Origin of the sequence: Pseudoalteromonas lipolytica (assembly GCF_900116435.1) — a bacterium.
Classification (GTDB): domain Bacteria; phylum Pseudomonadota; class Gammaproteobacteria; order Enterobacterales; family Alteromonadaceae; genus Pseudoalteromonas; species Pseudoalteromonas lipolytica.
The window spans coordinates 26,971-36,893 of the sequence record NZ_FPAZ01000026.1 but is presented as its reverse complement, the minus strand read 5'-3'; the positions used below and the strand labels follow the sequence as shown (position 1 = coordinate 36,893).

Sequence of the window (9,923 nt, the reverse complement as noted above, 5' to 3'; positions counted from 1 at the left end):
TGATCAAACTCTTCAATTAAAAGTTTTTTCTGTCCTTCCCATAAGGGAGCGGACATGCTCAATGAATTCTGAATTTATTTAACATCTTTCGATGTTGAATTGACTGTGCTGAAATAAGTAAACTTATTTCCGTTGGTCACTCAGTTTAAATTGAGACTCTAAATTTGTTTGTCTTACTACCTAAGTAGCTCGACTGTTAGAACTCAATCTGTACGAGTACCCACACAGATGATTGCTTTATATTGTTAAAGAACGTTGCGATTAAAGCGTTTCACTTTAACTCGCTAGGGCTGCGTATATTACGCTTTCCTATTTTTTTGTCAATACTTAATTTTGAGAAAATTTAATTTTTCGAAACTAAGTTTTACTTAACACTCTGAGTTGCTCTTGCCTCGCTAAGCGTTGCTGTCTGCCGTCTCAGTGGGGTCGCATTATAGGGAGATCCGAATTCAGATCAACTGTTTTTTTACGTTTTTATTAAAAAAATGACTGTTCGTGCAAAATACGAACGAAACGGGTAAAAACAATACTAAAACCTCGTTAAGAAGTGTAATTTGAACAGAGATATGTAGAAACCGATAAAAGATAAACACACAGATTGAGGTTTTATAGCTGTCGCTGCAGATCTAAATAACCGACAAAGTACGCAAAATAACCCAAGCTTAAACACTGTTTAGAACATTAACACTTTATATTAGTAGCGCTCACGAGCTAAAGACACTAAAAGGGCTCATGATAGAAAGTGCCGAAGTAGCTTCCATCAGTTTTATTGTTCTCATGAATGCTAGCTGCTCCCAACACTATACACTTCATATTGTGTCGATTTATATTCTGCTTAATGGAATGTTATGTTCAGGCGAAAGGTACCTTAGTTCAACCACACTACTTGCAAACTCCTCGCACTATTTAATTGAGGGTATGTGTTTTTTGACCGAACGTACCAACACACTAGTTGGTTTAACACTCTTTGACTCAGCGAAATCATTCTATACTTGCATGTCTTCCCCCCAAACCAAATAAAACTGCATCATTAAGTTTGTAATAAAGGCTCAACTAAAATTCAAATCGTGAAAATGTATATCATCAGCTCTCGCTGATACAGTATTCTGGTAATAGGCCATTCTTGCGTATGTTCGATTTAGTTACATGTTCGATGTAGTTACACGTTCTATATCGTTATAAGTATCGACAATTATAAGTTCATCAAAACTAATCTATTCACTACCATGAGCTTCTGCTATTTACTGATCGTTGTAATACGACTTAGCGAGCTCAACGCTCTATAAATAAGACCATTAAACAGACTAAACTTTAAAGCCGATGATTGTTCTAATGGTAAAGATTCATTACTCACCTTGATCTCATTTTTATACCATTGTGCTTAATTAAGTGGTCTATTTTGAGGCAATAAAACCGCGTTAATAACAAGGCAAAAATGTCGTTATTGAGGTGTTCTCGGCAATTGCTCTACCTCCTGCATCTATGCAGTCGTAAATCAGACATTTTTAACGCAGCTAGCGACTGGTTTAATAACTCAAAATGATTAAGTATTATTGCGGATTAATATAAGTACCAAGCAGAAATGTGGCTATTAATAATAAATGGTAAGCGTTATCGAATGTCTAAAAGAGCTAACTGTCGAAAAGAATCTGCTGGTGAAAAGAATAGACTGGACGAAACGTGCCTAAAAAAGAGGGCTGCTGTTTATAAGATACCTGACCACAATTTACTGAGAAATTAGATGGCAATAGATCGCATACCAAGAAAGTAAAAAGCCGAGCATAAGCTCGGCTTTTTGGTGTCTTTACGACTTACTCTGCAGACTGTGCGTCTTCTTGAACTTCTTCGTTTGTCGCTGGGCGACCAACTAGTTCAATATAAGCCATTGGTGCATTGTCACCAGCACGGAAGCCACACTTAAGAATACGAGTGTAACCACCTGGACGGTCTGTATTACGAGGACCGATTTCGCTGAACAATTTGCCAACTACTTCATTATCACGCGTGCGAGCAAACGCTAAACGGCGGTTTGCTACACTGTCAGTCTTAGCCAGTGTGATTAAAGGTTCAATTACACGGCGCAACTCTTTCGCTTTAGGCAAAGTTGTTTTGATGATTTCATGTTTCACCAAAGAACCAGCCATGTTGCTGAACATCGCTTTGCGATGGCTGCTGTTACGGTTTAATTGACGACCACTCTTACGATGGCGCATGACCCTATCCTTCTAACTAAACTAATATAGTGATTTAGATTATTCAGCTAGGCTTGCAGGCGGCCAATTTTCTAGGCGCATACCTAGAGATAGACCACGTGAAGCTAGCACGTCTTTAATTTCAGTTAGAGACTTCTTACCTAAGTTAGGTGTTTTAAGAAGCTCAACTTCAGTGCGCTGAACTAAATCACCGATATATTGAATTTGCTCGGCTTTCAAACAGTTTGCTGAACGTACTGTTAGTTCAAGATCATCAACTGGACGAAGTAGAATAGGATCGAATTCTGGCTTCTCTTCTTTCTCTTCTGGCTCAGTTACATCACGTAAATCTACGAATGCATCTAATTGCTCAGCTAAGATAGTAGACGCACGGCGGATCGCTTCTTCAGGATCTAAAGTGCCGTTCGTTTCCATATCAATGATTAACTTGTCTAAGTCTGTACGTTGCTCAACACGGGCTGATTCAACCGAGTACGCAATACGTTCAACTGGGCTGAATGATGCATCAAGCAGCAATCGACCAATTGGACGCTCATCGTCATCAGAGGATAAACGACTAGATGCCGGCACATAACCGCGACCGCGCTCAACACGAATACGCATGCTGATCTCGCTGCTATCTGTCGTTAGGTGACAGATAACGTGATCTGGGTTGGCGATAGTTACATCACCATCGTGCTGAATATCAGCCGCAGTCACAGGGCCTACACCAGATTTAGTCAGGGTCAGAAAAACTTCATCTTTGCCTTCTAAAGTTACTGCTAGACCTTTAAGGTTTAACAGAATTTCAATGATGTCTTCTTGTACGCCCTCTTTCGCGCTGTACTCATGCAATACACCGTCGATTTCTACTTCAGTTACTGCACATCCAGGCATAGATGATAACAGTATACGGCGTAAGGCATTACCCAGAGTATGACCGAAGCCACGCTCTAATGGTTCTAAAACTACTTTAGAACGCGTTGGGTTGATAGCGTCGATATCGACTAACCTTGGTTTTAGGAATTCGGTAACAGAACCCTGCATTTTATCCTCTCTTAACTCTTAACTTTACTTAGAGTAAAGTTCGACGATTAGTTGTTCGTTAATGTCCGCAGACAGATCTGAACGCTCAGGTAGGCGCTTGAAGCTACCTTCCATTTTCTTACCGTCAACTTCAACCCAAGTCGGCTTTTCACGTTGCTCAGCCAACTCTAGAGCAGCGATGATACGTGCTTGTGTTTTAGACTTCTCACGAATTACAACAGTATCTTCTGGTGTAATTACGTATGAAGGAATATTCACAACACGACCATTAACTAAGATCGCTTTGTGGCTAACTAACTGACGTGCTTCTGCACGTGTGCTAGCAAAACCCATGCGATATACAACATTGTCTAAACGTTGCTCTAAAAGCTGTAACAAGTTTTCACCTGTATTACCTTTAAGGCGAGCAGCTTCTTTGTAGTAGTTACGGAATTGCTTTTCTAATACACCGTAGATACGACGTACTTTTTGCTTTTCACGTAACTGTAAACCGTAATCAGATAAGCGACCTTTACGAGCGCCGTGCTGACCAGGTGCAGTCTCAAGTTTACACTTAGAGTCGATAGCTCTTACGCCGCTCTTAAGGAACAGGTCAGTACCTTCACGACGACTCAGCTTGAGCTTAGGGCCCAAATATCTTGCCATGTTATTTCTCCTAACCTATTGTTAAACGCGACGTTTCTTCGGTGGACGACAACCATTATGAGGGATTGGCGTCACGTCAGTGATGTTGGTGATACGGTAACCAGCAGCATTCAAAGCACGTACAGCAGATTCACGACCTGGACCTGGACCTTTAATGAACACTTCTAGATTTTTTAAACCGTATTCTTGAGCAGCAGTACCTGCACGCTCTGCAGCAACCTGAGCAGCAAATGGAGTAGATTTACGTGAACCACGGAAACCTGAACCACCGGCAGTAGCCCATGATAGTGCATTACCTTGACGGTCGGTAATTGTTACAATAGTGTTGTTGAAAGAAGCATGAACATGAGCCATACCATCAGCAACTTGCTTTTTAACCTTCTTACGACGAATTGGTGCTTTAGCCATAATCTACCCCACCTTATTTCTTGATAGGCTTGCGAGGACCCTTACGAGTACGCGCGTTAGTCTTAGTACGTTGACCACGTAGTGGTAACGAACGACGGTGACGTAGGCCACGGAAACAACCAAGGTCCATAAGGCGCTTGATATTTAATGTAACTTCACGACGAAGGTCACCTTCTACAGTGTACTTGCCAACTGCTTCACGCAATACGTCAAGTGTTTCGTCTGAAAGCTCACCGATTTTTGTGGTCTCGGCGATACCAGTCGCTGCTAAGATAGCCTTAGAGCGAGTCTTACCTATGCCATAAATAGCAGTTAAACCGATAACTGCATGTTTATGATCAGGGACGTTAATGCCAGCGATACGGGCCACTAACACATCTCCTATATTTGAATTTGGTTATCATCTGTTTGAAAAGCCCGTAAGGATACTCAAACGAAGACCAAATCACAACTAAAAACACAGGCCGAGTAAATAACTCAGCCTGCACGACTGTTTAATTAGCCTTGCCTTTGCTTATGCTTAGGCTCACTGCAAATTACGCGTACTACACCAGCACGTTTAATAACTTTACAGTTACGGCATATTTTCTTAACGGAAGCACGTACTTTCATTGCTCAACTCCGTAAACTGACCTTATCGGCCGTAGCCTTTAAGGTTTGCTTTTTTCAGCACAGAATCATACTGATGTGACATCAGATGCGTCTGTACTTGTGCCATAAAGTCCATGATTACAACAACGATAATCAAAATTGATGTACCGCCGAAATAGAATGGCGTTTGCCATGCCATAGTCATGAATTCGGGCACCAGACAGATAAAGGTTATATACAAAGCACCTGCCAATGTCAGGCGTGTCATCACTTTATCAATGTATTTAGATGTCTGCTCACCTGGACGAATACCTGGGATAAATGCGCCAGATTTTTTCAGGTTATCTGCTGTTTCACGCGGGTTAAATACCAACGCGGTGTAGAAAAAGCAGAAGAAGATAATAGCCGCAGCTAAAACCATCGCATATAACGGTTGACCTGGAGTCAATGTTGTAGCGATTGCTTGTAGCACATCAGCGACCGGACCTTCACCCTGGCCGAACCAGCTTGCAATTGTACCAGGGAACAGAATTATACTGCTAGCAAAGATTGGTGGAATAACACCCGCCATGTTTACTTTCAGCGGTAAGTGCGTGCTTTGAGCAGCAAATACCTGACGACCTTGTTGACGCTTAGCATAGTTAACGACGATACGACGTTGACCACGCTCGAAGAATACAACGAGGTAAGTAACAGCGAATACGATTACAGCAATCAATAACAGTACAAGTACATTCAGATCACCTTGGCGCGCCATTTCGGCTGTCGAACCAATAGCAGACGGCAGGTTTGCTACGATACCAACAAAAATCAGAACTGAAATACCGTTACCGATACCGCGTTCTGTAATTTGCTCGCCCAACCACATAAGGAACATAGTACCGGTAACTAAACTCACTACAGCAGTGAAGTAGAAACCAATACCAGGGTTAACAACTAACCCGTCCATCATACCCGGTAAGCTTGTGGCAATACCGATTGATTGGATAGTAGCAAGCACAAGCGTGCCATAGCGTGTATACTGGCTGATTTTCTTACGCCCTTGCTCGCCTTCTTTCTTAAGCTCTATAAACGGCGGATACATATGCGTTAATAGTTGCGTAATAATCGAAGCCGAGATATACGGCATAATACCCAGTGCCAACACTGAAGCGCGCTCAAGCGCACCACCGCTGAACATGTTAAACATTTCAACAATGGTGCCCTTTTGTTGCTCGAAGAAATCGGCAAGTACAGCGGCGTCAATCCCAGGGATCGGCACGAATGAACCTAGACGGTAAATAATGATAGCACCCAATACAAATAGTAATCGACGCTTCAATTCCGAAAGCCCACTTTGTGCACTTTTCATATCTTGACCTGGTTTAGCCATTAGTACTTCCTTAGTCTTCTACCTTGCCTCCGGCAGCTTCGATAGCTTCGCGAGCACCTTTGGTCACTTTAAGACCTTTAACGGTAACTGCGCGTGAAACTTCGCCAGATTTTACTACTTTAACGAACTGGATGTTCTTTTTAACTAGACCAGCTGCTTGTAACGCGTTTACGTCTACTACATCGCCTTCAACTTTAGCGATTTCAAAAAGGTTTACTTCAGTAGATACTAATGATTTACGTGAAGTGAAACCAAATTTAGGTAGACGACGTTGCATAGGCATTTGACCGCCTTCGAAACCAACGCGTACTTTACCGCCAGAACGTGATTTTTGGCCTTTATGACCACGGCCACCAGTCTTACCAAGACCAGAACCAATACCACGACCTAGACGTTTCTTTTCAGTTTTTGCACCAGCAGCAGGTGAAAGTGTATTCAAACGCATCGAATTAACCCTCAACCTTTACCATGTAAGAAACTTGGTTAATCATACCACGCACACATGCTGTGTCTTCTAACTCAACAGTGTGATTGATACGACGTAAACCAAGACCGCGTAATGTAGCTTTATGCTTCGGTAAACGACCGATAGAGCTCTTTACTTGTGTTACTTTAACAGTTTTATTAGCCATGGTTTACCCCGTGATTTCGTCTACGCTAAGACCACGTTTAGCAGCGATTGACTCTGGAGAGTTCATGTTCTCTAGAGCTGCAATCGTTGCACGAACGATATTGATCGGGTTAGTTGAACCGTATGCTTTTGACAATACGTTCTGTACACCAGTTACTTCTAGTACTGCACGCATCGCACCACCGGCGATGATACCTGTACCTTCTGAAGCAGGCTGCATGTATACTTTAGAACCCGCGTGGCGACCCTTGATTGGGTGCTGTAGCGTGTTACCGTTTAGGTCTACACTGATCATGTTACGACGTGCTTTTTCCATTGCTTTTTGAATAGCAGCTGGAACTTCACGTGCTTTACCATAACCGAAACCTACTTTACCTGCGCCGTCACCAACTACAGTTAGTGCAGTGAAGCTAAAGATACGACCACCTTTAACCACTTTAGACACACGGTTTACCGCGATTAGCTTTTCAGCCAAATCAGGCTGTTGTTGCTTTGCTTCTACGTTAGCCATTGTCTACTCCTAGAATTGCAAACCGGCTTCACGCGCTGCATCAGCAAGCGCCTTCACACGGCCGTGATATTTAAAGCCACTGCGATCAAAAGCAATCTTTTCGATGCCTTTGTCAGCTGCACGTTCAGCAACCGCTTTACCAACTGCTTGAGCAGCTGCTACGTTACCTGTGCCTTTAACTGTTTCGCTAATTGCTTTTTCAACAGTAGAAGCAGCAGCCAGTACAGTACCCTCAGCAGTAACTACTTGAGCGTAAATGTGACGTGGCGTGCGGTGGATAACAAGACGCGTTGTGCCTTGTTCAATGTAATTTCTACGAGTGCGCTTAGCACGACGTAGACGAGCTGTTTTTTTATCCATCGTCTTACCTTACTTCTTCTTAGCCTCTTTACGGCGTACATTCTCGTCCGCGTAACGAACACCTTTACCTTTATAAGGCTCAGGTTTACGGTATGCACGGATGTTAGCAGCTGTTTGACCAACTAACTGCTTGTCTACGCCCTTAACTAGAACTTCTGTTTGGCTTGGTGTTTCAATCGTAATACCTTCAGGTACTTCGAAATTCACTGGGTGTGAGAAACCAAGAGTTAAGTCTAAAACTTTGCCCTTAGCCGCTGCACGGTAACCAACACCTACTAACTGAAGCTTCTTCTCGTAACCTTCATGCGTACCAACAATCATATTGTTGATTAGAGCGCGAGCAGTACCTGCTTGAGCCCATGCATTGACTACGCCTTCACGAGGTAAAGTTGTAATAACGTTGTCGTTAACTTGTACTTCAACAGCATCGTTGATAGTGCGAGTTAATTCACCGTTTTTGCCTTTAACTGTGATGTCCTGGCCTTTTAATGTAACTTCTACACCGGCAGGAACATTGATTGGTGCCTTTGCTATGCGAGACATAGTTCCCCTCCGATTAAGCTACAAAGCCAATGATCTCACCACCAACGCCGGCACTACGTGCTGCGCGGTCTGTCATTAGGCCTTTAGAAGTTGATACGATAGCGATACCAAGACCACCCATTACCTTAGGTAATTCGTCACGTTTCTTATAGATACGTAGACCAGGGCGGCTAACACGCTGGATATTTTCAATAACAGCTTTGCCTTCGAAATATTTTAATTCGATTGCTAGCTCAGGCTTCGCTTCACCGCTTACAGCGTAATCTGCGATATAACCTTCATCTTTTAATACTTTAGCTACTGCTACTTTCAGTTTTGAAGTTGGCATCGTTACTGATACTTTCTTCGCTGACTGACCGTTACGGATACGTGTAAACAAATCCGCAATAGGATCTTGCAAGCTCATAGTCTTACTCCCGTGATACTATTACCAGCTAGCCTTTTTAAGGCCAGGAATTTCACCGCGCATAGCTGCTTCGCGAACTTTAATACGGCTCATGCCGAATTTGCGAAGGTAACCATGTGGGCGGCCCGTAACGTTACAACGATTACGTTGACGTGAAGAGCTAGAATCACGTGGTAAAGCTTGTAGCTTTAATACCGCGTCCCAACGATCATCGTCAGATGTTTTCACATCACTGATGATAGCTTTTAGTGCAGCACGCTTTTCAGCATACTGAGCAACTAATTTAGTGCGCTTTGCTTCGCGCGCTTTCATAGAATTCTTTGCCATAACCCTACCCTTATTTCTTAAATGGGAAGTTAAACGCTTCTAACAACGCACGGCCTTCCTCATCTGTTTTCGCAGAAGTAGTGATAGTGATATCCATACCGCGTACACGGTCTACTTTATCATAATCAATTTCTGGGAAGATGATTTGCTCACGTACGCCCATGCTGTAGTTACCACGTCCATCAAAAGACTTAGCACTTACACCACGGAAGTCACGGATACGTGGGATAGCGATTGAAACCAAACGCTCAAAAAAGTCCCACATACGCTCGCCACGTAGGGTTACTTTACAACCAATTGGGTAACCTTCACGCACTTTGAAGCCAGCAACAGATTTGCGTGCTTTAGTGATTAGAGGTTTCTGACCAGAGATTGCTTCTAGATCTGCAACAGCATTATCTAGGATCTTCTTGTCAGCTAGAGCTTCGCCCACACCCATGTTTAATGTGATCTTTTCGATCTGAGGGACTTGCATGACAGAGCTGAAACCAAACTTCTCTTGAAGTTCAGCCACTACTTTGTCTTTATATACTTCATGCAGTTTCGCCATCATTCTACTCCAACTATTAGATAGTTTTACCAGTAGATTTAAAGATACGTAATTTCTTACCATCTTCAATCTTGAAACCTACACGATCTGCTTTACCCGTTTCCGAGTTGTAGATCGCAACGTTTGATACGTCGATAGACGCTTCTTTCTCAACAATACCGCCAGCTTGGTTCAACTGAGGAACAGGCTTTTGGTGCTTCTTGATTAAGTTGATGCCTTCGACAAATACTCGACCAGACTCAGTAACAACTGAAAGCACTTTACCGCGCTTACCTTTGTCTTTACCGGCTAGTACGATTACTTCGTCATCACGACGGATTTTTGCTGCCATGATAGACTC

Annotated in this window: 16 protein-coding genes; all 16 read right to left on the bottom strand. The window is 42.9% G+C overall.

Annotated elements, in window-relative coordinates; all coding sequences use genetic code 11:
• Window positions 1-1,811: 1,811 nt before the first annotated feature.
• On the bottom strand, window positions 1,812-2,213 hold the full coding sequence (rplQ, locus tag BM378_RS19385; protein WP_004589197.1) for a 50S ribosomal protein L17: 402 nt from the start codon (window positions 2,211-2,213) through the stop codon (window positions 1,812-1,814).
• A 39-nt stretch (window positions 2,214-2,252) separates the two neighbouring features.
• Window positions 2,253-3,239, bottom strand: coding sequence for a DNA-directed RNA polymerase subunit alpha (locus BM378_RS19380; RefSeq protein WP_004589198.1), 987 nt, complete (start codon window positions 3,237-3,239; stop codon window positions 2,253-2,255).
• A 24-nt stretch (window positions 3,240-3,263) separates the two neighbouring features.
• The gene (gene rpsD, locus BM378_RS19375; protein WP_036974007.1) at window positions 3,264-3,884 is read right to left on the bottom strand and encodes a 30S ribosomal protein S4; all 621 of its coding nucleotides are present in this window, start codon (window positions 3,882-3,884) and stop codon (window positions 3,264-3,266) included.
• 21 nt (window positions 3,885-3,905) lie between these two features.
• A complete protein-coding gene (gene rpsK, locus BM378_RS19370; protein ID WP_036974009.1) occupies window positions 3,906-4,292 on the bottom strand; it encodes a 30S ribosomal protein S11 in 387 nt (128 codons plus the stop codon).
• Window positions 4,293-4,305: 13 nt separating this feature from the next.
• Window positions 4,306-4,662, bottom strand: coding sequence for a 30S ribosomal protein S13 (gene rpsM / locus BM378_RS19365; RefSeq protein ID WP_036974011.1), 357 nt, complete (start codon window positions 4,660-4,662; stop codon window positions 4,306-4,308).
• Between the two features lie 128 nt (window positions 4,663-4,790).
• A complete protein-coding gene (gene rpmJ / locus BM378_RS19360; RefSeq protein WP_002959476.1) occupies window positions 4,791-4,904 on the bottom strand; it encodes a 50S ribosomal protein L36 in 114 nt (37 codons plus the stop codon).
• A gap of 22 nt (window positions 4,905-4,926) precedes the next feature.
• Window positions 4,927-6,255: a preprotein translocase subunit SecY gene (secY, locus tag BM378_RS19355; protein WP_036974013.1), complete on the bottom strand. Its 1,329-nt coding sequence runs from the start codon at window positions 6,253-6,255 to the stop codon at window positions 4,927-4,929.
• A gap of 10 nt (window positions 6,256-6,265) precedes the next feature.
• Window positions 6,266-6,700 carry a 50S ribosomal protein L15 gene (rplO, locus tag BM378_RS19350; RefSeq protein ID WP_036974015.1) on the bottom strand — a complete coding sequence of 145 codons (435 nt, stop codon included), beginning with the start codon at window positions 6,698-6,700 and terminating at the stop codon, window positions 6,266-6,268.
• Window positions 6,701-6,704: 4 nt separating this feature from the next.
• The gene (rpmD, locus tag BM378_RS19345) at window positions 6,705-6,887 is read right to left on the bottom strand and encodes a 50S ribosomal protein L30 (protein WP_016710201.1); all 183 of its coding nucleotides are present in this window, start codon (window positions 6,885-6,887) and stop codon (window positions 6,705-6,707) included.
• Window positions 6,888-6,890: 3 nt separating this feature from the next.
• Entirely contained in the window at window positions 6,891-7,397 is a 507-nt protein-coding gene (rpsE, locus tag BM378_RS19340; RefSeq protein WP_036974018.1) for a 30S ribosomal protein S5, read from the bottom strand.
• Window positions 7,398-7,406: 9 nt separating this feature from the next.
• Window positions 7,407-7,757 carry a 50S ribosomal protein L18 gene (gene rplR / locus BM378_RS19335; protein ID WP_036974021.1) on the bottom strand — a complete coding sequence of 117 codons (351 nt, stop codon included), beginning with the start codon at window positions 7,755-7,757 and terminating at the stop codon, window positions 7,407-7,409.
• A 9-nt stretch (window positions 7,758-7,766) separates the two neighbouring features.
• Window positions 7,767-8,300: a 50S ribosomal protein L6 gene (gene rplF, locus BM378_RS19330; RefSeq protein WP_036974024.1), complete on the bottom strand. Its 534-nt coding sequence runs from the start codon at window positions 8,298-8,300 to the stop codon at window positions 7,767-7,769.
• Between the two features lie 13 nt (window positions 8,301-8,313).
• Complete coding sequence (gene rpsH / locus BM378_RS19325; protein ID WP_036974026.1) at window positions 8,314-8,706, bottom strand: 30S ribosomal protein S8; 393 nt, start codon at window positions 8,704-8,706, stop codon at window positions 8,314-8,316.
• Between the two features lie 21 nt (window positions 8,707-8,727).
• The gene (gene rpsN, locus BM378_RS19320) at window positions 8,728-9,033 is read right to left on the bottom strand and encodes a 30S ribosomal protein S14 (protein WP_036974028.1); all 306 of its coding nucleotides are present in this window, start codon (window positions 9,031-9,033) and stop codon (window positions 8,728-8,730) included.
• Between the two features lie 10 nt (window positions 9,034-9,043).
• Window positions 9,044-9,583 (bottom strand): 50S ribosomal protein L5, encoded by a 540-nt coding sequence (rplE, locus tag BM378_RS19315; protein ID WP_036974030.1) that lies wholly within the window; start codon window positions 9,581-9,583, stop codon window positions 9,044-9,046.
• A 16-nt stretch (window positions 9,584-9,599) separates the two neighbouring features.
• The gene (gene rplX, locus BM378_RS19310; protein WP_036974032.1) at window positions 9,600-9,914 is read right to left on the bottom strand and encodes a 50S ribosomal protein L24; all 315 of its coding nucleotides are present in this window, start codon (window positions 9,912-9,914) and stop codon (window positions 9,600-9,602) included.
• Between the last annotated feature and the right edge of the window lie 9 nt (window positions 9,915-9,923).